Consider the following 21,096-nt stretch of genomic DNA (forward strand, 5'->3'; position numbering starts at 1 on the left):
GGCTCACCCCGCGCCCTCGAGCCGGCGGGTGCGCTCCAGGTACGGCTTGGCGCGGTCGAGCTGGCCCTGCAGCGCGGCCACCGTGTCCGCCATCGAATCCGTCGCCTGGGCCCGGAACGTGTCCAGGGCGTCCATGGTGGCGAAGACGTTGTCGAACGCCGCCTGCAGCTTCCCGATTTCGATCGTGGACGAGGCCGCCTGCCGGTTGATCTCGGCGCCCTGCTGCTGGAGCTGGCGGGAGGTCGCCTCGATCAGGTCCGACGTAGTCGCGTTCAGCGCTGTGACCTGCTGCAGAACGAGCTTCTGGCGGGCCAGCGCCTGCGAGACGATGACCGCGGTGCGCAATGCCGAAATCGTGGTCGTCTGCGCCCGGTCGACACCCTTGATGAGCTCGACGTTGTTGCGGCGGACCAGGTCGAGGGCCATGTACCCCTGCACGGCGACCGCCATCTGGGTCAGGATGTCCTGCCGCCGCTGCCGGACCCCGAACAGCGCGTCGGACTTGAGCGTGTCCGCCTCCTCGGTCCGGCCGAGCGCCTGCAGGTCCGAGACCTTCCGCTCGATCTCGGCGTCGAGCGCGCCGGCGAGCTCGTTGTACTCGGTGAGCTTGCCCATCGTGGCCCAGAGGTTGGCCTTCTCCGTGTCGATGCTCGCGTTGTCCTTGCGGAGCTCGTCCTGGCCCGAGTCGAGCGACCGGATGATGGCGTCGATGTGCGACTGCGCGGTCTGGTACTTGGCGAAGTACCGGTCGACGCGGTCACCGCCGGGCAGGAACTTCAGGAGCTTGCGCACGCCCTTGAGGTCGGCCCGGTTCGGGTCCAGCTCGGTGATCGTCGAACGCAGGTCGATGAGCGTCGCGGACACGCGGGTCTGCGCGTCGTCGCGGTGCCCGCCCTTGCCCGGCAGCTTGGCGGCGGGTCGGTCGAGCATCCGGTTCGACATCCCCGCCGCCGCCCGCATGTCCCGGTCGCCCATCGTCGTGATGCCCTGGACCCGCTGGGCGTAGGCCGGGGAGTGGAAGTCCAGTTCGGCCAGCTCCGCGACGAACGCGCGGGCCTTCTGCTGGAGTTCCGCGCGTTTGGCGGGGTCCAGCGGTACGGCACCGGCCGCGTCCTGCTGCTCGACGACCCGGACCTGGGCCGGCGGGGCGAGGAACAGCCCGCTCCCGGACGGCTGCGTCGCGGCCGGCGGTGACGGTGGCCCGCCGAGCTCGAGTTCCGACATCGGAACACCTCCTTGGTCTGGGTCGCCGGTCGTGGTCAGAGGTGCCGGGACACGGCGGGCAGCAGGTCGCGGAACGTCTTGCCGGTGGCCGCCGCGCCGATGGCGGTCATGGCCCAGCCGTCGGGTTCGCGCGTCAGCTTCGCCATGATCTGCGCGGTGTGGCGGCCGGAGCCCGAGAGGTCGTAGCGGGCGATCTCGCCCTCGTTCGTCTCGTCGACGAGCCGGCAGTACGCGTTCTCGATCTGGGAGAAGTCCTGGCCGGTGAACGAGTTGACGGTGAAGACGATCGTCGTGACCTGGATGGGGACCCGGCTGAGGTCGACGCGGATCGACTCGTCGTCGCCCTCGCCCTCCCCGGTGAGGTTGTCACCGGTGTGCCGAACCGAGCCGTCGGTGCTGTTCAGCTGCTTGAACCAGACCTGGTCGACGAGCCGGTCGGCGGCGTCGAAGAGGAGCGCGGACGCGTCGAGGTCGATGGTCTGGGCGCGGGTGCCGAACAGGCCGCGCTTGCGCATGGCGTCCCAGCCGAGGCCCATCCGGACGCGCGTCAGCGTCTGGCCGCCCGCTTTGGTCAGCGAGACGCGCTCGCCCTTGCTCAGTGTCACGGTCATTTCGTGTCCTTTCGTGGGTGGGCCGGATGGCCCGTGGTCAGTGGGCGGAGGTGAGCCGGGCCCGCCCGGGCCCGATTTCCGCGGTGGACGAGCGGGTCCGCGACAACCGCCGGTTGCGGATCACCGACGACAGCAGCGCGGTGCCGATGAACCCGATGCCGACCAGGCCCGTGACGACTTCCGGCACCTCGTACCGGATGGTGCACAGGAGCAGGACGGCGAGTGCGCCGATCGCCCATTGCGCACCGTGTTCGAGGTAGGCGTACTCGTTGAGCGTGCCGTTGCGGACCAGGAACACCGTGAGCGCGCGGATGTAGGCGGCGCCGATGCCGAGACCGATCGCGATGACGACCGGGTCGGAGGTGATGGCGAACGCTCCGACGACGCCGTCGAAGCTGAAGCTCGCGTCCATCACCTCGAGGTAGAGGAACAGGACGAACGCCGCCTTGCCGGCGACGGCCACCGGACGACTCCCGCTGTCTTCGCCGGCCGGTTCGAACAACTCGCTCAGCCCGCTCACGAGCAGGTAGGTGATGAGGCCGAGCGCACCGGAGACGAGAACGCTCACCGGCTTTCCCGCCGGGGCCAGGAAATCGGCCGTCAGCAACAGCGCCCCGGCCGCGACGACCACCGGCAGCTGCTTGAGGCGGCCGATCCGCGCGAGCGGGCGTTCCAGCCACGACAGCCAGGTGAGCTCGCGCTCTTCGAAGATGTAGTTCAGGAAGAGCATCAGCAGGAAGACGCCGCCGAAGGCCGCGATCGCCGGATGCGCCTCGTGCAGGACGAAGGCGTAGGTGCCCGGGGTGTGGATGTCTCCGCCCGCCATCGCCAGGTGAAAGGCGGCGGCCGGGGACAGCCTCGCGGTCAGGCAGACCACGACGACCGGGAAGAGCAGCCGCATCCCGACGACCGCCACCAGGATCCCGACGGTCAGGAACAGCCGCTGCCACTTCCGGTTCAGCCGCCCGAGAACGCCGGCGTTCACGACGGCGTTGTCGAACGAAAGGGAGATCTCCAGCACCGCGAGCACGGCGACGACGGCCAACCCGACGGTTCCGCCGTACCAGAACGCCAGCAGCAGGCCGATCGCCGTTATGGCGAACGAGCCGCCGAATGTCTTCAGCACCATTTCACTCCCGTATCCGTGAGAATCCCTTTCGGCCGCGGCCGTCGGATCAGGCGGCGTTGATGCCGTAGTCCTTGGCGATTCCCGCCAAGCCCGAGGTGTAGCCCTGGCCGACGGCGCGGAACTTCCAGTCGCCGCCGTTGCGGTAGAGCTCGCCGAAAACCATCGCGGTTTCCGTGGACGCGTCTTCGGACAGGTCGTACCGGGCCAGCTCGGCGCCGTCCGCCTGGTTCACGACGCGGATGAAGGCGTTGCGCACCTGGCCGAACGCCTGACCGCGGGAGTCGGCTTCGTAGATGGAGACCGGGAACACGATCTTGTCGATGTCGGCCGGCAGGTTCGCGAGGTCGACGGTGATCTGCTCGTCGTCGCCGTCCCCGCCACCGGTGAGGTTGTCGCCCGTGTGCTGCACGGCTCCGTCCGGTGTGGCCAGGTTGTTGAAGAAGACGAAGTGCTTCTCGGACAGGGCGTTGCCGTCCACCCCGAGCGCGATCGCGCTCGCGTCCAAGTCGAACTCCTCGCCGCTCGTCGTCCGCTCGTCCCAGCCGAGGCCGACGGTGACCGCGCTCAGCCCGGGCGCCTCCTTGGTCAGCGAAACGTTGCCACCCTTGCTCAAGCTCACGCCCATTTGTTCCTCCTCGGTCGCCGAAAAGCGGCGCGATGCCACGAGAATGCGCAGCACCCGCCGATGTCGACGAAAGAATGTTTCGCGTTACTGCCCGGAAGAGCGTTGCGTTTCCGGGTTCCGCCGATCGACGACGGATACGCACCTAGTCGCCGGATCCGCTCGGCACGTTACCGGCGGCAGGTCGCTTGACCGGATCGTCACCATTTCCGAAATGGTGATCCGAGACCGGGAAAGGACGTCATCCGGTCGGTGCCGGACAGCCGGGCCGAAGTGTCGTGTTTTTGTCGTGTGTCCGACGCGGCGTTCGCCGCCCGGATACGGCATCGTGGAGGAAGGCGCTCACGACGAGGAGGAGCATGGCGCGCACCCCGCGCGGCCGGTCAGCGGGCCGGCTGCCAGCCCACTCCGTACGACCTCGCGGGCTGCAGGTCGTGGAAGCCGGTGTGCACCTCGCCCGCGTTGTCGAGGAACAGGGGTTTGCGGGCCGGCGTCGGGTCGCCGGCGTCCTTGGAGAAGTCGCCGTCGATGCGCCAGACGCGGTGCGGCGGTTGACGACGATCGAACCGGACATTGAGGTCGAAACTCTCGCAGGGGAATTCCGGCGTGCAGCAGTAGAACGGCGCCGGAAGCTCTTCCAGCCGGATGCGGAAGAAGAATTCGTGCTGGTCGCCGGCGTCCAGGGGCTGCGGTGGCCGCAGGCGGAAAGCCACCCGGGTCGAGGACACCATTCGCACGGAATGCACCTCGCCGCCCGCGACGACGTCGATGCCGAGCCCGGAGAGATCAGGCTGGCCGTTCGTGCTGGCGGGCCGCGCGAGGGAGATCCCGTGCTCGATCTCCGCGAGCCCGGCGACGTGGCTGACGATCTGCCGGGTTTCGAACACCTCGGCCGCGGCACCCGCGAGGTTCAGCCGCACTGCCAGCGCAGACGTGTGCCACGGCCCCTGGCTGATCGGCGGCGAACCGCCGAACGCCGTCGGTGTCTCGTACGCGGCTTCGGCGATCAGGTAGATGACGTCGTCGGCACGGCGTTGCATCGTGCGGATGTTGCGGTCGGCGCCGGTGCCCAGCAGTTCGAGGCGTGCGGTGTAGCGCTCGTTCGCGCCGGCGCCGAAACCCAGCACGATCCGGGCCGTTTCCCGCTGCGGTTCGGGCAGCTTTTCGATCAACGCGCGAAGCGTGGCGACGACCTTGCCGCGAACCGTTCCCGGACTGTCGCCCTCGTGGACTCCACACACCGCGCGCAGCTCTTCGCCGACGTCTCCAGGCAGGTTCTTCGCCTGGACACCCAGGCCTTTGCGAAGCAGTTTCAGCTCCGTTGAGAGAGCGTTGATCTTCGCTTCGGCCGCCTCCTGAGCCAAGCCGCACCTCCGTCTTGGTCGCTGCGGGGAAGTGTACTCATGGTGCGCCGCGGCGGCCGCGCCGTCACCCGTTTCCGGCCGGTTTCCGGAACCGGGAAACAGCGCAGGCCGATCCGGTATCCGCCGTTTCCTCTTGACGGGCAACGGGAAACGCCTGTCCGCGCCGCATTCACCGGGTGATGCTTGTTCCGCCGAGCCCATTCGGCGAAACAAGGAATCCGCTGCGGAAAGGGGAAAGCGATGCACACGCACATCGTCATCGTGCTGGGCCAGCTGGTCTCGCTGCTCGGCTGACCAGGAACCGGCCGGCGGGCCCGGGCCGCCGGTCACACCTTCCCCCCGTTCGCCGATTACAGGATGATTGACCGATGCCGGACTTTGGAGCGGAATTGAAACGTCGACGGACGTCTGTCGGCATGTCCCTGACCGGACTCGCGGCGGCCGTGCATTTCACCAAGGGCTACCTGAGCAAGGTGGAGAACGGCAAGGCCCGGGTGAACCGGGAGCTGGCCAAGGCCTGCGACCAAGCGCTCGGCGCCGGCGGAGAACTGCTCGCCCTCGTCACGGAACCGGGGACGCCCGCGCGGCGCAGCGCCGGCGGCATCGCCGGCCTGCCGGACGCCGGCCGCTGGTTCGTCGGCCGGGAAACCGAACTCGACGCGCTGTCGGCGCTGCTGCTGGACCCGGACGACGCCCGGGTCGGCGTGGTGCACGGGATGGCGGGCGCGGGTAAGACGGCGCTGGCCGTCGCCGCGGCCCGGCGGGTCGAACGGTCCTTCCCGGACGGCTGCTTGTTCTTCGACCTCCGGGGCCACACGCCCGGCGCGGCCGAGCTGTCCGCCGGCGAGGCGCTCGGCCGGCTGCTGCGGCTGCTGGACGTCTCGGCCGACCAGCTGCCCGCCGACGAGGACGGCCTGGCCAACCTGGTCCGCGACCAGCTGCGCGGCCGCCGGATGATCCTCGTGCTCGACAACGTGCGGTCCGCCGAGCAGATCCGCGCGATCGTCCCGGGTGAGACGGCGTCGCGGATCCTGGTGACCAGCCGCGGCCGGCTCCCCGCGCTCGACGACGCCTGGCACTTCCCGGTCGACGTGCTGCCGCTCGCCGACGCCGTGCGGCTCCTGCGCTCGGTCGCGGGCGAGCACGCACCGGGCGACGAAGGCCTCGCGACCGAGATCGTCCGGTACTGCGGGCAGCTCCCGCTCGCCGTGCGCATCGTCGCCGCCCGGTTCGTCGCCGGCGGCTGGACGGCGGCGCGGCTGCGCGACCGCCTCGCCGACGAAACGACCCGCCTCGGCACGCTGGACGACGGCGAGCGCAGCGTCGCAACGGCGTTCGCGGTCTCGTACGAGTCCCTGCCCGGCGACCAGCGGCGGCTGCTGGGCCTGCTCGCCCTGCACCCGGCGACCGCGGCGGAGGTCGCGGCGGTCGAAGCGCTGGCGGGCCTCGGCCCCGGCGAAGCGGACCGCCTGGTCGACCGGCTGCACGACGCCCACCTGGTCTTCCGCGACGAGCGCGGCTACGTCGAGCTCCACGACCTGATGCGGATGTTCGCGTCCACGCATGCGCTGCCGGGCGTCGAGCCGGAAGATCGTTCGACGGCACTGGGCCGCCTCGTCGACCACGCACTCGCGACGACGCTGGCGGCCGACGAGCTGGCGGAGCCGTACCGCTTCCGCCCGGCCACCGGACTCCCCTCGGCCGCTGCCCCATTCACCGACGCGGCCGGCGCGCTAGCCTGGCTGGCGGCGCAGTGGCCGACGCTGGTGGAGATCGTCGATTCCGCGTTCCGCCACGGGTTTCACGACCGGTGCTGGCAGCTGGCGTTCGTGCTCCGCGCGTACTTCTTCCGCGAGAAGCTGTTCGAGCCGTGGATCCGCACGCACGAACGCGCTCTCGAGGCAGCACAGGCGATCGGCGACGCGAGCGCGACCGGCATGATCCTCAACAACCTGGGCATGGCGCACATCGAGTCGGGCCGGGTCGACGAGGCGATCCGCCTCCACAAGCAGGCGCAGGAGTGCTTCGCGGAGGCACGGGACGACCGCGGCGCGATCGACGCGCTGTCCAGCCTGGCGTGGGCGCGGCTGTACCGAGGCGAGGCGGAAGCGACGTTGACCGACCTGACGACGGTGCTCGCCGTTTACCGCCGGACCGGCCGGACGCGCAACGTCGTCATCGCGCTTCGCGGCATCGCGCTCGCTTCGACGGCGCTGGAGCGGTTTCCAGCGGCGTTGTCCAGTGCGCAGGAGGCGGTCCAGCTCGCTCAGTTGCCGGTGGACCGGGCGATGTCGGTCAATTGCGAGGCGTGGGTGCGGTTCCGCGCGGGTCAGTGGGCGGAGGCCGAGACTTGCTACCGCCGCGCGGCCGACCTGGCGGACGACGCGGGGAGCGAGTACGAGCGTTCCCGCGCGTTGACGGGTTTGGGCAACACTGCAGCGGCCCGCGGCGACCGGCAGGCGGCGGCTCGCTGGTGGGCGGAGGCCGCCGCATACCGGGTCACGCTGGATTCGAGGGTGCTCGGCGAGGCCGAGTACCGGGATCGGGTAGCGGTCGGCTGATCAGTAGACGATGAAGAAGATGAGCCGCTTCGCCTGCCAGGTCCAGATCCGCCAGACGTAGCAGAGGGTCACGACGGACAGGGCCAGGCTGATGAGTCCGCCGAAAACCGTGTCGTGTCCCAGCATGGCGAACCCGGCGACCGCCAGGACGACGGTCCACGCCGTCCACAGCAGGCTGTACCCGACCCGGCGGCCCTGGCTGTACGGGTGGACTTCGGTCGGCGGACCCGGCACCGGGCCCGCGGGTGACTGCGATTCCGCACTCATGGCTTCTCCTCTTCACGGTGAATTCGGCATTCCTGCTGGCCAGTCGCCCACCGTGCGGATGGTGTTGCGACGAACCACGCATTGTCCGGAATTTGACGCGTTCAGCAGGTACCGGGCTTCCGGATGGTGAGGTTCTCACTGCCGGAAAAATGACCAAATCGGACAGCCGCTCGGCAGGCCGCCTCACGCCTTCCGCAGCTGAAGGTTTCCCGGAACAAGCGGTTTCCGGCAACGGAAACAACTTGCCGAGACGGCGCACCGAAGCGCACCATCAATGCAGACCGAATTCCGCGAGCACTGCGGAATCACCAAAATCCCCCGATGATCCGGGAATTTCCGAGGAGCCTGTCATGATGGTCGTCTGTTCTTTTTCCGCACTCGCCCGCACCGCGCTGTTCCTCGTCACCGTGGCGTTGGTGGCCGGGTTGTCGTTGGCGAGCCCCAGCGCGCCGTCGAGCACGCCCGGGCAGGGGCCGGCGGTGTCCACCTCCGAACCCCTCGAGCACTGACCACCGCGATGGACTCGCTACTCGAAGAGCACGGGGTTGCCCCACGCGAGGGCCGGGAGTTTGTTCGACTGCCCGCCGGCGGCCAGCACTCCCGCCAACAGCGGGCTTGCGGTGGTACCTGGCCGGTATGCGACGAGCTTGAGCCGCAGCACGTTGATGACGTCGTACCTCATCCACGCCGGCCGCCCCAGCCGGACCTCGACCTGGTCCTGTGGAACACCGTCCAGGAAGACCTGGAAGTAGCCGACCTGGTCGGCGTCGGCCGCGTCGTCGAGCACACCGGCGACGGCCTCGAAACCCGTGTAGCGGCGGCCGAGGTTGTATTCGACGACCGCACGCGGCTCGCTCGCGAACAACGAGGGTCGGTACACGATGCTGTCACCCCGGTGCATTCCGTCGATCTCCGCGCCGGTCATGCGGACATCCGAACTGCAACTGGCCGGGCTCAGCACGGAAGTCAGCAGCACCGCCTTCGGCGTCGGCTTCGCCTTGCCGCTTTCGGGTCGCGCGCCCACAAAGGTGCCGATTTCGGGCAGCGCGAAGCGAGCCACACCGGTGAGCGCGACCAGCAGCTCCGCAACACCGGCCACCGTGAACTCCTTGATCTCGTACCGCGTGGTCGAATGCGCGTTGAGAAAAGACGGGATCTCTTCCACACGTCGGCCCGGCAACACCACGGGCAGGATCCGGCGGGTGGCCCGGGGAAGGTCCTGGGTGATGTTGTCGCGGATCATCGCGGCCTCGAACTGCGCACCACGCCCCAGGTGCGGTACCTCGGTGCCCTCCGCCCGGCGCTTGTAGTCGGGCGAGGCGATCACGAGCACGAAGTCCGCTTCGGCGAGCTGCTCGATCGCCCAGAGCGACCAGTCCCGGCGACCGTCGTCAGCCCATTGGTCGAGCCGGACATCGATTCCCACGTCGACGCGCAAAAACGTCGCGAACTCACGAACGAGCTTCCGATGCTGCTCGTTGTCGTGGGAATAGGTGACGAACACCCTGGGCGGCTTTCCCGCGTCCGGCGTGCTGGTTTCCTGTTGTTCCATCGTCATGACGTTTCCCTCGCGGCCACGGGTGCTTACCCCGATTGAACCCGAGGACGCGGACCGAGAAGGTCGCCGCGACGCACTGTCCACTTCTTGTCCGCGCATTGTCCGTATTGCGATGACTCGGCGACAACGACGCCGGTGAGTAACGAACCGCCGCGAACGCGGTGGCCCTCAGGTTGCCTTGTCCGCTCCCAGGTGTTCCACCAGTTTCGCCAGCTGGTCGGCGTACCGCTCCACGAACTCCGGGGAGTCCGGCGCCGTCCGGGTCAGGCCCTCGGCGACGTGCGGCAATGTCACCGGTGCCATCGCCGCCGCCATCAGCAGCACCGTCAAGCACTCCGGGTCGACCCACGCCGGCAGGCGGCCGTCGGCCTTCATCGCCGCTATCAGCTCCACCGTCCCGGCCAGGCGCTGCGTCCTCGGCGCGTGGTCGGGATCCGTCTCGGCGCCCTCGTACTCCAGGCCCGACCACGCCACCAGCCGCATTCCGTCGCGGCTCGACAGCGCGTGCCGGCGCACCTGTTCCGCCAGCGGCACGTCCGACGCGACCAGCTCTCGTTGCTGCTCGGTCCACTGCTCCGACAAAGCCCGGTACAGGCCCTCTTTGCCGTCGAAGTAGTACGAAATCAGCTGCTGGTTCACGCCCGCGCGGCCCGCGATCGACGCGATCCGCGCGCCCGCGTAGCCCTTCGCCGCGAACTCAGCGCCCGCCGCCTCCAGGATCAGGCGGCGGGTGCGTTCCGGATCCCGTTGCCGCTCTTGGGGTTTCGGCGAACGGCGAGGCTTCGAGGCGGTCACGCAGCGACTATACGTCAACCAACCGCTTGACTCTGCGGAACAGATGGGTGACGAGCCGGCAACGCCGCCGTCAGCGCGAGAGCCAGCACCAGCACACCCGTGCTGACCAGGAGCGCACCCGCCGTCGCGGACGCGTAGCCGCCGTCGAGCCGAGCGAAGAACACCGTGCCGAAGACAGCGATCCCGGTCGCCGTGCCGAGCTGGACGGTGGTGTTCACGACGCCGGACGCCGCGCCCGCCTGGTCCGGCCGGACTTCCGCCATCGCCGCCGCGAACAGCGCGTTCAGCACCGCCCCCATGCCCAGCCCGACGCCGATCACGGGCCCCAGCAACGCCCACCCGCTCAGCGCCGCGCCCTGCGTCAGCACCAAAGCGGCCACCACGACCAGGCTTGCCAGCAACACCACGACGGCGCCCGCGGCGAACGACCGCCCGAGCGTCGGCGCCAGCCGCATCCCCAGGACGTTGCCCGCGACGATGCCGAGCGTCGACGGCGCGAACGTCACCGCCGCTTCCCACGGCGAGAACCCGAGCCCCAGCTGCAGGTGCAGCGTCAGGACGAAGAACACGCCGACCCCGGTGTTGACGCAGAACAGGACCGCCTGCCCACTCGCCAGCCGCCGCACCAGGTCCGGCGGGACCAGCGGCTCGCCGCCGCGGCTCGCCTGGAACCGTTGGTACAGCGCGAAAACCCCGAACAGCGGGACGGCAGCCGCCAGCAGCGCGACCGACCACGCCGGCCAGCCCAGCTCGCGGCCCTGCACCAGCGGGTAGAACACGGCGACCAACCCGGCGGTCAGCAGCACGAGGCCACCGACGTCCAGGCGGTGCCGGAGGAACCCGGGCCGGCTCGGCATCGTCACCGCCGCACCGGCCAGTGCGAGCACGCCGACGGGCACGTTCACCAGGAAGATCGCGCGCCACCCGGTGCCGAACAGGTCGGCCTGGGTCAGCGCGCCGCCGAGCAGCGGACCGGCGAGCCCGCCGACCGGGAACGCACCCGCGTACCAGGCCATCGCCTTCGGCCGCTCGCGCTCGTCGAACTCCGCGTGGATGAACGAAAGCACCTGCGGCACCATCAGCCCGGACCCGACGCCCTGCACGACGCGCGCGGCGATCAGCACGCCGACGTGCCCGGCGAGACCGGCGGCCAGCGACGCCGCGGTGAACACGACCATGCCGGCCACGAACAGCTTCTTCGTGCCGTGCCGGTCGCCCAGGCGGCCGCCGGTGATCAGCGTCAGCGCGAACCCGAGCGCGTAGCCGGCCGAAATCCACTGCAGCGCGGCGCCGCCCGTGCCGAGCTCCCGCTGGACGGTCGGCAGCGCCACCGCCACGATCTGGTTGTCGATCATGTCCACCAGGACGGCCAGTACCGCGACCGCCAGTGCCCACCACCTGAGCGCGTGCTTCCCCACGACGTCCCCCTCGCTCCACGAGTGAACTCGACGCAGCAAGCATCAACCAGTCGACTTACTCTGTCAACCAGTTGTTTGATTCAGTTCGCCAGCGGGGTGACTATCAGCCTTCAAGCACCTCCCGGAGCTTCCGGGCGAACGCCTCGGGCTGGCCGGCGTAGCCGAACTCGCCGCCGAGGAAACCGCCGTGGTGGCTGGGGAAGATCGTCGCCTCCTGGCCGAGGCGGTCTGCGGTGGCGAGGGCGGCGCGCCCGGTCATGACGTCGAGGGACTCCTCCCCCACGGCGATCACGATCCGCGTCGGCGCGGCAGTCAGCGCGTCGACGTCGAGCTGGTAGGCGGTGACGGCCAGCGAGCGTTCGGTGAGCAGCGGATCGTCACGGCGGCCGTCATCCTCGACCGGCATGCCGAACTGGGCCGGGTCCGGTGCGGGCAGGGCGAAGTAGTCGTCGGTGAACTCGCCTTTCCACGACGTCATCGTCATGAAGGCCGCCATGCCGGCCCCGAAGCCCCGCGCCTGGTAGGCGTCCCGCATCGCCCTCCCGGCCCGCTCGGCCGCGGCGGCGTCGGGCAGTACTCCGACGAGCGGTGGCTCGTGCGCGACGAGCGTCCGGACGTCGTCGGGATAGGCGGTAACCAGCGCGAGTGCGGTGACAGCGCCCCCGCTGCTCCCGAACACCTCGACGGCGCCGACCCCGAGTGCCTCGATGACGCGGTGGAGATCACCCGCTTGGGTGGCGGGAACGTGGTCTTCCCGGCCGTCTTTGCGGACGCTGCGCCCGAGCCCGCGCGGGTCGTAGGTGACGACGGTGCGGTCGGGGAAGTAGGACGCCAGGGTGCTGAACCCGGTGGCTTCCATGGGTTGCCCGACCATGAGCAGCGGTGGCCGCGGGCTGTCTGCGGGCAACGGGCCGTGGACGTCGTAGACGATGTCGGCCTCGGGTGTTTCCAGTGTGTGCGTGGTCATGGTGCCTCCCCATTTCGGACGTTGGGGGAAGCGTAAACCGGGGCACCGACAGTTTCGGGTGGTCGCGCGCCGTGGTGTCGATCCACGTGGGCGGGGCGTATGAGACCCCGCTGGTTGCCGAACCGCGCGCGTGGGGTGGCCGGCCGGACTCGCACCGGCTTTTCCCGGGGTCACAACCCGGGGCCTCGTCTCCTTCGGCTTCGGCCACAGCAGCGCGTCCGGGAGTCGAACCCGGGTCCCCCGGGTGAGAACCGGGCATCCGTTCCACTGGACCAACGCGCCTTTCGGAAAAAGAGCGGTCGGCGGGCATCGAACCCACCGATCCGTGGTGGAGGAGGGAGTCGAACCCCCTGTGCCACAAGGGCGTCCGGTTTACAGCCGGCTGAGGCTCCACAGCCCCGTCTCCACCGAGTCCCCGGTCACGACGACCGGGGCGCACTCGCGTCCGCCGTACTCTTACGGCGAAGACGAGCGCAGAAAAAAGTCTCTGAAAAGCACACAAAAAAAGCCGCCCGGATCGGATACCCGATGGGCGGCTCCCGGTGCACGACGCGGTACTACGTCATGCCGAGGAGCCCCCGGAGGTGGTGTTCCCGCGTATAGCTCACGATGACTCCTCGGCTTGGTTCGTGTGGAAACATCATCACCTGCCCGCCGAACGGCGTCAACGCATTAACCGACCAGTCCCGTGCGGTACGCGTACACCACCGCCTGCACCCGGTCCCGCAGGTCCAGTTTGGTCAGGATCCGCGACACGTACGTCTTGACGGTCTCCTGGCTGATCACCAGCGCGGCCGCGATCTCGCTGTTGGACAGTCCGTCCGCGATCAACCGCAGCACTTCCAGTTCCCGCGGCGCCAACGCGGTTTCCGCCGACGACGCCGGGCGGATCCGCGCCGCGTACTTGCCGACCAGCCGGCGCGTCACCTCCGGATCCAGCAGCGCCGCACCGGTCGCGACGGTGCGGATTCCGTGCAGCAGCTGGGCCGGCGGGGCGTCCTTCAACAGGAACCCGCTGGCGCCCGCGCGCAACGCCTCGTAGACGTACTCGTCGAGGTTGAACGTCGTCACCACCAGCACCTTCACCGGCTGCGCGACCCCGGCGCCGGCGAGCAGGCGCGTCGCCTCGATGCCGTCCAGCACCGGCATCCGGACGTCCATCACCACGACGTCGGGCCGCAGCGAACCGGCGAGGTCGACGGCAGTGCGTCCGTCGCCGCACTCGCCGACCACCTCGAGGTCGGCCTGGGCGTCGATGATCGTCGCGAAGCCCGTGCGGATCAGCGCCTGGTCGTCGCAGACGAGCACCTGGATCACGACGCCCTCCCCGCGGGAATCCTTGCCTTCACGACGAATCCGCCGTCACGACGCTCCGCCGTGAACTCCCCGCCGAGCACGTCGACGCGGTCGCGCAGCCCGGCCAAGCCCCGCCCGCTTCCGCGCAACGCCACCGGGCCCGCGGGGGCGCCCCCGTTTTCCACGCTACCGGACGGCACCGACAGTTTCGGCGCCCCGGAAGTCACCTCCACGACGATCTCGTGAGCGCCGTGCTCCACGCGGACGTCGGTTCGGCTGCCGTGCGCGTGCTTGAGCGCGTTCGTCAACGCCTCCTGGACCACGCGATAAGCCACCGCCTCCGCACTCCCCGCCGCCGCGGGCGAGCCGACTTCGGTGAACTCGACCGGCTGCCCCGCCCGCCGCGTCTGCTCGACGAGCGTCTCCAGCGAGCCGGACGTGCGCGGCTCGGTCCCGTAGTCCGGGTTGAGCAGGTCGAGCAGGTGCCGCAGGTCCGTGATGGCCAGCCGCCCGGTGTCGGTGATCGCGGTCAGCGCCTGGTCGAGCCGCTCCGGCGCGGCGGTCAGGTAGCGCGCCGCCTCCGTCTGCACGACCATCGCCGTCACGTGGTGGGTCACGACGTCGTGGAGTTCGCGCGCGATGCGGGTGCGCTCGGCGGTGCGGGTCGTCTCGGCGACGTGACGGCGCTGCTCCGCCTCGGCGGCGCGCGACTGCCGCAGCCACGCGCCGACGCCCCACGCCAGGGCGAGCGCCAGGTAGAACGTCACGAATCCGGTCCAGCCCTCGGTCGACCCGCGCGAAGCGAGAGCGACGGCGAGCACCGCGTACGCCGCCGAACCGACGGCCACGGTCGTCCACCGGTACCGCTCCAGGTAGGCGGCCGCGCTCAGCAGCGCGATCGGCAAAGCCGAGCCGGAAACCGTGTGGTAGCCCCAAAGCTGGTCGACGGCGAAGCCGGCCGACACGAGCGCGAGGCAGCCGGCCGGCCACCGCCGACGCAGGGCCAGCGGCAGGCACTCGACGACGACCACCACGAGCGCGAAGGCGTCCATCGGCCGCGTCGGCAGGTTGCCGACCTGGGTCCCGTAGCCGCCGAAGGCCGGGACCAGCGCCAGGCCGGCGAGCAGCAGGCCGAACGCGAGGTCCCGGACCGCGACGTCGAGCCGCCGCCAGAGGTCGATCACGCGACGACAGTAGCGGTCGCGGCGGTGCGTCCGCGGAGCGGAACGATGTGGCCGCGACGGCGCGCCAGCACCATGAAGACGGCCGTCGTGACGACGCCGGCGACCACCGAGTACAGGCTCGCCTCGGGCCCGAACTCCCCGCCGGTGAGCGCGGCCGGCCCGGAGGTGACGGCGTGGAGCAGCCCCTCGGGAGCATCGGTGCCCGAGACGCCGGTTCCGAAGATCCCGCCCTCGGCGAAGTTCCACGCGAAGTGCAGCCCGATCGGCAGCCAGAGCGTCCGGGTGGCGGCGTAGGCGGCGGCGAGCATGCCCCCGGCCTCGACGGCGATGGCGACGGCGCCCCACAACGTGGCGTGGGCGTTGAAGAGGTGCGAGAGGCCGAAGAGCACAGCGGTGAGCGTCAGCGCGAGCCAGGTGCCGGTCCACCGCTCGACGAACCGGAAGAGGATGCCGCGGAAGAGGAGCTCTTCGGTGACGGCGGCGGCGGCGCTGAACCCGAACAGCGCGAGGGCCCCGCCGACGGAACCCCAGCCGAGCACGTCGTAGCCGCCGACGAGGGCGATGTTCCCGATGACGCAGGCGAACAGCCCGAAACCGATGACCAGCCCGCGTCCGAGGGCGGCGTTGTTCTTGGTGATCTCCCCCGGAACGCGGTGTTCGGTCTTCCGGACGATCCACCGGTAGGCGAGCACGGCGAGGGCGGCGCTGCCGAGCCCGAGAACGAGGGTGAGAGGGGTGTTCCACTGCACGGCGCTGACGGCCAGGCTGCCGGCGAAGGCAACGACCGCGACGGTGACGAGCTGCAAGAACAGTCGCACGACGACTCCTTAGCGAGAACCCGCGGCGGGAGTGCTGCGGACGTGGAGAACGCTAGGGATTTCGGCCGCTCGGGACGTCACCGTGGAGTGGACAGTTGTGAGTAGCTCGCAAGGGGGACAAGCCCGGGAAGATAGCGGCATGGACGACGAGGTGACGCCCGGCAAGGTGCTGTCGAACCGCGTGATCGCCTGGTGCGCGGCCGGGCTGGTGGTGGTCGCGGCCGCGATCGGGTGGCCGCTGCTCGCCGTGTACGGCCTCGGGTTGGAGGCGATCCGGACCGTCGGCACGATCGTGCTCGGCGCGGGCGGTGCCGTGGGCCTGCTGCTGGCCGCGCGCCGGCAGCAGACCGCCGAACAGGACCTCGTCGAGAAGCGCCGCGATCTCGCGCACAAGGAGCACGCCCAGCGGCACACCGAAGCCGACGCCGCCGAGCGCCGGATCACCGAGCTGTACGCGAAAGCCGTCGAGCAGCTCGGTGCGGACAAGGCCGCGGTCCGGCTGGGCGGGCTGTACGCCCTGGAACGGCTCGCTCAGAACAACCAGGCGCAACGGCACACTGTGCTCAACGTGCTGTGCGCCTACCTGCGGATGCCGTTCGAACCCGACCACGAGCAGGAGAAGCACGTGCGGATCGCCGCTCAGCGGATCCTCGCGCAGCACCTACGCGCGGAGCCGGACTCCGACGCGTTCTGGCCGGACGTCGACCTGGACCTCCGCGGCGCGACGCTCTTCGAGTTCCAGTTCCAGCGCTGCCGGGTCCGCTCCGCCCAGTTCACCGGCGCGAAGTTTGACGGCGACGCCGACCTGGGCGGCGCGACGTTCCTGGAACGCGCCGAATTCGACCGCACGACGTTCACCGGCCGGGCCCGCTTCAGCGACGCGACCTTCGTCAAGGACGTTCGGATCCGCACGGCGGAGTTCCGGGGCAAGGCCCGCTTCCGGGGCACGAACTTCCGCGACGAGGCCCGGTTCACCGGAACCCGGTTCCTCGACAACGCCTGGCTCGGCGAGGCCACCTTCCGCGCCGACGTCTGGTTCACCCAGACGCGCTTCGAGCAGGACGTCCGCTTCGACGGCGCGGTGTTCCGGGGCAGCGCCCGCTTTCACGACGCGACGTTCGCCTGGCCGGCAGAGCGACGACGGAGGATGTTCCGACGCGTGTGGATCCGCCCGTCGAGCCGTTCGCACTGGCCACCGGCCTGGACACCGGTCGCCGCGACGGACCGGCCGGCACCGGACACCGACGGCGTTTGGCGGCAGTTGCGGTACGAGGAGCCGGCGCAGCTTTGACCTACTTGCCGAGCAGCTTGGTCGCCGACTCGAGGGCGCTCGGGCCGTGCTGGGTCACCGGCGCGGTGACCGCGCTGGTGTTGTAGCGGCCCCCCTGGGTCAGCGGTGTGCTCCCGGCCGGCTGGGTCACGTTGGACGCCCCGCCCAGCGCCGGTAGCTGCGTGGTGACGGTCCCGTGCAGCGGCAGGGCCGGCCTCTCGGTTGCCGCCAGCTCACTGTCCGCCGATTCTACCCGCACCGTGCTCGGAATGATGGTCTGCACGCAGCCGACTCTCGACCGCTGCGCGAACCGGGATCGCCGAGGAGAGGGCGGCGAATCGCTCCCGCGGACCACCGCTCGCCGGCGCGCGCGTGACGTCGTCCGCCCCTGCGACACCGGTGACGGGCTTTTCGACGTGGCCGCGTGGGCGGTCGGCCGGCGGAACCAGCGCCGCCACGGCAGTGCGCTCGGCCTCGACGACAGTGGCCGGAACCGAAGCCACCACGCGGGTCGCGTGCACCCAACTCAGCTACAAGGTCATGGAATTCCGCCCCTTTTCCGGAACCCGTTCGAGGGGCTTTCGCATGGATCGCACCGTTTCCGGGGCACTCCCCGGCGGCACGACCAAACGGAAACCGGCTCAAGGACAGGAGAATCGCCATGCGACGCACCACTGCCACGATCGGTGCCTTGGTTCTGACGACCGGAGTCCTCGTCGGAGCGGCTGGAACAGCTTCCGCTCAGGCGACACCCGCGCCGGGGGTGCGGTGCGTGGGCAGCTCGCTCGCCATGTGGGCCACGACGGCCCTCTGCGTGGTCGAGCGCCAGTACCCCATCCTCATCGTCCCGGGCTCCTGAAACCCGCCCGGCGGACGGGCCACATTCACGGCCGGAAGCCGATTTCGGGCAGGGAATGACGAGCCACGCCGGTGATCGCGACCAGCAGCTCCTCGACGCCGGCCAGCGTGAATTCCGTGATCTCGTAACGCGTGGTCGAGTGGGCGTTGAGGAACGACGGGATCTCCTCCACCCGTCGACCCGGCAGCACCACGGGCAGAATCCGCCGAACAGCCCGAGGCAGGTCCTTGGTGATGTTGTCCCGGATCATCGCGGCCTCGAACTGCGCACCGCGCCCGAGGTGCGGCTCCTCGGTCCCCTCCGCCCGACGCTTGTAATCGGGCGAAGCGATCACGAGCACGAAGTCCGCCTCGTTGAGCTGTTCGATCGCCCACAGCGACCAATCTCGGCGACCGTCGTCGGCCCACTGGTCGAGCCGGACATCGATTCCCGCATCCGCACGCAGGAAGGTCGCGAAGTCGCGAACGAGGTCGCGGTGGTGTTCATCGTCGTGGGAATAGGTGATGAACACCCGGGGTGGCTTTCCCGCACCAGGGGTTGTCGGGGAAGCGGGCCGCGATTCCGCGCTCGGTGCGGCCCGCGACGTTTCGGCCTGCCGGACGTCGCCCCCGCGCACTGAACCGTGGACGGTGCCTCCGAAGATCACCGGCCCGGTGTTCGTCCCGGTGTTCGTGAAGGAGTTCTGCTCGGGCATGGAGGATCCTCAAATCCGGGGTGCCGGGGTGTGAGTTCCGCCGGAAACATCGCCTTCGACCACGCCGCCGAAGACCATCGGACCGGTGTTGCCGCCGTGGATGGTCACGTTGTTCGTCGTGACGGCGGCGACCCGGCGCTCGAACGACGCCGGCGAATACCCGGAATCGCTGAGCACCTTGCTGATCGCCGGCACCAGCCGGCTTTCCAGCAGCTTCGTGTACCGCTCGGCGTCGACGACCTGGAAGTAGTCGCGGGCGGCCTCGGCGGCGCCGAGCTCTCGCAACGTGCGCGCCGAGCCGTAGCGATCGGCGTTGAGCGTGTGCCCGTCGTGCGGCAGCGGCCGGATCACCTTGAGCGCGGCCCAGAACCGGCCCGGCCCGGTAACCGGGAGCTTCAGCCACCGGAGGACGCCTTGCCAGACCGGCCGCCACCAGTCCGCGGTCATCGTGTCGCCGGCGCGGAACTCCTGCCGGATCGGCAGGAGCACGCACGGCGTCCACTCGATGTAGAGAGTGCTTTCCTCGACGGCCGCGTGCAGGAAGGCCGAGAGGACGAGTTCACGGTTCCACGTCTCGACCTGGAAGCAGAGGTAGTACCGCGCCCACTCCCTCGGGCGGTGGTAGATCCGCTTCGCCTCCTCCGTCGGCAGGTAAAGCGCGGGCGGCTGGGAAACACCGGGCAGGTAAGGCTTTGTGATCGGTTCGTGCACGCGGTCGATCAGGCCTTCGGCCGGAGCGAACACCATGCCTTCGACCCGCAGGTCCCGGAGGCGTTCGTCCGGTGAGAGTGCCGCGTGCCGCTGCAGTTCCTCCACCGCCTTCCCGACTTCTTCGTAGAACCGCGCGGTGGTGAGCGCTTCCTCGGCCGACGGGTCGCGGTCGCCGAGCCGCTCCAGCGGCAACGCCAGTGACCACGGGGTGACGCTGGTCCCGGCACCGACGAACGGGTTGCGCCCCCGGTAGACGACCAGCGGTACCCGGGCGTCGGGCGACTCGGCGACGCGGCCGACGCGGTGGCGGTCGAGCGCCCGGCGGAGCCGGGGCGGGCTGCAGATGAGCGTGAGGCGATCGGCTGCCGGGCGTTGCACCGCGCCCGGAACCCGGGCCCGGCGGCCGAAGTACCGCCTGACGGTCTGCCAGACGACGACGCGGTCCGCGATCAGGATGATCAGCATCAGCAAGGCCGAGGAGCCGGAGATCACCTCCGCGTCCAGTCCGAACCAGCCGGGAAGCAGGTCGGCGAAATCGAACGGACCGGTTCCGGAGCTGACGCGGGCGGACCGGCTCGAAGAACTCTGCGCCCAGGCGACCAGTTCACCGATCAACGGGAGCAGCGTGGCGGCCGTGAGCAGCGAAAATACGGCCAGGAACTTACCGAAGACGAACAACCCCGAGCCGGGCCGGCCCCACCGGGCCGATTTCCAGATCGGTTTGATCGACAGCACCGCGGCCCAGGTCAACCACGCGCCCAGACCGGTACTTCCCAAGCTGGTCGTCACGAAGGCGATCGTCAGCAGCCCCAAAGCACCGTCGCGGAACTTGCGCCGGGTCCGCGCCGCGACGACTTCGGTCAGCACCGTGGCAGTGTCCAGACCGGGCGTCAACGGAACTTGGCGGGTGTCTTCGACCAGCAGTTCGCGAACGACGTCGTCGGCGTAACGGCGGTCCAGATGGGCTGCCGCGGCGAGGTAGCGGGTGTTGTCGTCGAGCGGTGGCAGTTCGGCTTCGGCGTGCTCGGCCGCGGCGAAGCGCGTCCAGTCGGTCGACGGCTCCTGGATGGTCACGGGCGGCTCTGGCCGACCATCGTGGTCAGCAGTTCCGGCATCGGCTGCCACGCCGAGTCCAATGCGGAAACGTACACGAAATACTCCACTCCTCCGGTGCGCCAGTAGATCGCGCGCACGTGCCGCGTTCCCTCCGTCGACGACTCCCAGGTGAACTCCCAGTCGACGGCTTCGTTGCCGCGCACGTCGGTCCGATCCATCCGGACGCGGTGCAGCCCGGAGAGCCGGGTAGCCGCGCTCTTCTCCGCGTCGACGTGTGTTTTGACCAGATCACCGCTCGCTTCGGTCGCGCCATAGCGGACGTAGTGCGATTCGTCGGCCGGATCGTTGGCCTGGAAGGAGCCCGGGTTCTTCGGTTCACTCCGCCAGCCTCGCGGGACGACGGTGCTGAAACCGTCGGGTGCGGTGACGGTTTCGTAGTCGTCGCCGACCGGCGTCGGCGTGCTCGGGTAAATCCCGGTGGCCGGCGGCGGCGATTCGTTTCCCGTGCTGGTTCCGGCCGTGACCGGATCCGTTGCGGAAACCGACTGGACGGTTTGCCCTTCGCTTCCGGTCACCAGCAGCAGTACCGTTCCAACCGCCGCGCAAACAAGGAAGTTCGCCGCACCGAGAACGGCTGCGAACCGGGTGTTGCTCGCGGACATTCCCAAGATCCTCCCCAAAACCGTGATCTG

Annotated in this window: 20 protein-coding genes and 3 tRNA genes; 2 read left to right on the plus strand and 21 right to left on the minus strand. The window is 69.8% G+C overall.

Annotated elements, in window-relative coordinates:
- Positions 1–3 precede the first annotated feature (3 nt).
- The 5 genes from ACIRSS_RS17930 to ACIRSS_RS17950 form a co-directional block, all read right to left on the minus strand.
- Positions 4–1,224, minus strand: coding sequence for a toxic anion resistance protein (locus ACIRSS_RS17930; protein WP_400896097.1), 1,221 nt, complete (start codon positions 1,222–1,224; stop codon positions 4–6).
- A 35-nt stretch (positions 1,225–1,259) separates the two neighbouring features.
- Positions 1,260–1,835 (minus strand): TerD family protein, encoded by a 576-nt coding sequence (locus ACIRSS_RS17935; RefSeq protein ID WP_400896099.1) that lies wholly within the window; start codon positions 1,833–1,835, stop codon positions 1,260–1,262.
- A 37-nt stretch (positions 1,836–1,872) separates the two neighbouring features.
- Positions 1,873–2,964, minus strand: coding sequence for a DUF475 domain-containing protein (locus ACIRSS_RS17940; RefSeq protein ID WP_400896101.1), 1,092 nt, complete (start codon positions 2,962–2,964; stop codon positions 1,873–1,875).
- 46 nt (positions 2,965–3,010) lie between these two features.
- The gene (locus ACIRSS_RS17945; RefSeq protein ID WP_400896103.1) at positions 3,011–3,589 is read right to left on the minus strand and encodes a TerD family protein; all 579 of its coding nucleotides are present in this window, start codon (positions 3,587–3,589) and stop codon (positions 3,011–3,013) included.
- 380 nt (positions 3,590–3,969) lie between these two features.
- A complete protein-coding gene (locus tag ACIRSS_RS17950) occupies positions 3,970–5,280 on the minus strand; it encodes a hypothetical protein (protein ID WP_400896105.1) in 1,311 nt (436 codons plus the stop codon).
- 38 nt (positions 5,281–5,318) lie between these two features.
- Between ACIRSS_RS17950 and ACIRSS_RS17955 the strand changes: the two genes are divergently transcribed.
- Positions 5,319–7,511: an NB-ARC domain-containing protein gene (locus ACIRSS_RS17955; protein WP_400896107.1), complete on the plus strand. Its 2,193-nt coding sequence runs from the start codon at positions 5,319–5,321 to the stop codon at positions 7,509–7,511.
- Here ACIRSS_RS17955 and ACIRSS_RS17960 read toward each other — a convergent pair whose 3' ends face one another.
- From ACIRSS_RS17960 to ACIRSS_RS18015, 12 genes are all read right to left on the minus strand, one after another.
- Positions 7,512–7,778: a hypothetical protein gene (locus ACIRSS_RS17960; protein WP_400896109.1), complete on the minus strand. Its 267-nt coding sequence runs from the start codon at positions 7,776–7,778 to the stop codon at positions 7,512–7,514. It lies immediately after the preceding gene.
- Between the two features lie 271 nt (positions 7,779–8,049).
- Entirely contained in the window at positions 8,050–8,265 is a 216-nt protein-coding gene (locus ACIRSS_RS17965; protein WP_400896111.1) for a hypothetical protein, read from the minus strand.
- A gap of 39 nt (positions 8,266–8,304) precedes the next feature.
- Positions 8,305–9,336 (minus strand): SEFIR domain-containing protein, encoded by a 1,032-nt coding sequence (locus tag ACIRSS_RS17970; RefSeq protein ID WP_400896113.1) that lies wholly within the window; start codon positions 9,334–9,336, stop codon positions 8,305–8,307.
- Positions 9,337–9,504: 168 nt separating this feature from the next.
- The gene (locus ACIRSS_RS17975) at positions 9,505–10,131 is read right to left on the minus strand and encodes a TetR/AcrR family transcriptional regulator (protein WP_400896115.1); all 627 of its coding nucleotides are present in this window, start codon (positions 10,129–10,131) and stop codon (positions 9,505–9,507) included.
- A gap of 14 nt (positions 10,132–10,145) precedes the next feature.
- A complete protein-coding gene (locus tag ACIRSS_RS17980; protein WP_400896117.1) occupies positions 10,146–11,549 on the minus strand; it encodes an MFS transporter in 1,404 nt (467 codons plus the stop codon).
- A gap of 103 nt (positions 11,550–11,652) precedes the next feature.
- Positions 11,653–12,516: an alpha/beta fold hydrolase gene (locus ACIRSS_RS17985; protein ID WP_400896119.1), complete on the minus strand. Its 864-nt coding sequence runs from the start codon at positions 12,514–12,516 to the stop codon at positions 11,653–11,655.
- A gap of 131 nt (positions 12,517–12,647) precedes the next feature.
- Positions 12,648–12,724 (minus strand) — tRNA-His (locus ACIRSS_RS17990).
- A gap of 2 nt (positions 12,725–12,726) precedes the next feature.
- Positions 12,727–12,798, minus strand: a tRNA-Glu gene (locus tag ACIRSS_RS17995).
- Positions 12,799–12,842: 44 nt separating this feature from the next.
- A tRNA-Tyr gene (locus ACIRSS_RS18000) sits at positions 12,843–12,925 on the minus strand.
- Between the two features lie 263 nt (positions 12,926–13,188).
- Positions 13,189–13,833, minus strand: a complete 645-nt coding sequence (locus ACIRSS_RS18005) for a response regulator (protein ID WP_400896121.1) — start codon at positions 13,831–13,833, stop codon at positions 13,189–13,191.
- Complete coding sequence (locus ACIRSS_RS18010; protein ID WP_400896123.1) at positions 13,830–14,996, minus strand: sensor histidine kinase; 1,167 nt, start codon at positions 14,994–14,996, stop codon at positions 13,830–13,832. The genes ACIRSS_RS18005 and ACIRSS_RS18010 overlap by 4 nt, the downstream gene beginning before the upstream one ends.
- Positions 14,993–15,814, minus strand: a complete 822-nt coding sequence (locus ACIRSS_RS18015; RefSeq protein ID WP_400896125.1) for a lysostaphin resistance A-like protein — start codon at positions 15,812–15,814, stop codon at positions 14,993–14,995. The genes ACIRSS_RS18010 and ACIRSS_RS18015 overlap by 4 nt, the downstream gene beginning before the upstream one ends.
- A 139-nt stretch (positions 15,815–15,953) precedes the next feature.
- Between ACIRSS_RS18015 and ACIRSS_RS18020 the strand changes: the two genes are divergently transcribed.
- Positions 15,954–17,105 (plus strand): pentapeptide repeat-containing protein, encoded by a 1,152-nt coding sequence (locus ACIRSS_RS18020; RefSeq protein ID WP_400896127.1) that lies wholly within the window; start codon positions 15,954–15,956, stop codon positions 17,103–17,105.
- A 1-nt stretch (position 17,106) separates the two neighbouring features.
- Here the strand turns inward: ACIRSS_RS18020 and ACIRSS_RS18025 are convergent, their stop codons facing one another.
- From ACIRSS_RS18025 to ACIRSS_RS18040, 4 genes are all read right to left on the minus strand, one after another.
- Positions 17,107–17,367: a hypothetical protein gene (locus ACIRSS_RS18025; protein ID WP_400896129.1), complete on the minus strand. Its 261-nt coding sequence runs from the start codon at positions 17,365–17,367 to the stop codon at positions 17,107–17,109.
- A 601-nt stretch (positions 17,368–17,968) separates the two neighbouring features.
- On the minus strand, positions 17,969–18,637 hold the full coding sequence (locus tag ACIRSS_RS18030) for an SEFIR domain-containing protein (protein ID WP_400896131.1): 669 nt from the start codon (positions 18,635–18,637) through the stop codon (positions 17,969–17,971).
- Positions 18,638–18,646: 9 nt separating this feature from the next.
- The gene (locus ACIRSS_RS18035) at positions 18,647–20,422 is read right to left on the minus strand and encodes a hypothetical protein (RefSeq protein WP_400896133.1); all 1,776 of its coding nucleotides are present in this window, start codon (positions 20,420–20,422) and stop codon (positions 18,647–18,649) included.
- On the minus strand, positions 20,419–21,066 hold the full coding sequence (locus tag ACIRSS_RS18040) for a hypothetical protein (protein WP_400896135.1): 648 nt from the start codon (positions 21,064–21,066) through the stop codon (positions 20,419–20,421). Before ACIRSS_RS18040 ends, ACIRSS_RS18035 begins: the two co-directional genes overlap by 4 nt.
- Positions 21,067–21,096 lie beyond the last annotated feature (30 nt).

The sequence above is a fragment of the Amycolatopsis sp. NPDC101161 genome (assembly GCF_044768185.1).
GTDB lineage: Bacteria > Actinomycetota > Actinomycetes > Mycobacteriales > Pseudonocardiaceae > Amycolatopsis.